The organism is Streptomyces sp. SID3343 (assembly GCF_009865215.1).
GTDB lineage: Bacteria > Actinomycetota > Actinomycetes > Streptomycetales > Streptomycetaceae > Embleya.
In genome coordinates, this window is the sequence record NZ_WWJX01000944.1 from 1 (window position 1) to 379 (window position 379).

Sequence of the window (379 nt, forward strand, 5' to 3'; positions counted from 1 at the left end):
CGCAGCCGAGCGCCCGGGAACAGGCCGCCGACGCACCGCACGCCGGGGGAGCCCCGGATTCCCTGGGCGCGCTCTTTCGTACCGCGTGCGCGCAGGGACAGAACTGGGACGGCATGGCGCTCCTCACCATCGCCGCGCGCCTGCGCCCGGTCTTCGACGGGGCCGGGGCGCCGGGCGTGACGCGCGAACCCGTCACCCTCGCGGCGGGCGGTGCACAGGCCCCGCTGATCTGCGCTCCGGCGCTCAGCGCGCTGTCCGGGCCGCACGAGTACGCGCGCCTGAGCGCCGCGCTGCGCGGGCTGCGGCCGGTTTCCGCGCTGCGGCACCCGGGGTTCGAGCCGCAAGACGCCCTGCCCGCCACACTGGAGGCCCTCGTCAC

The 379-nt window shown here is 77.6% G+C and carries 1 protein-coding gene; it reads left to right on the forward strand.

Annotated elements, in window-relative coordinates:
- The coding region (locus GT354_RS29185) for a hypothetical protein (RefSeq protein WP_161359362.1) at positions 1 to 379 on the forward strand (379 nt) is incomplete at both ends.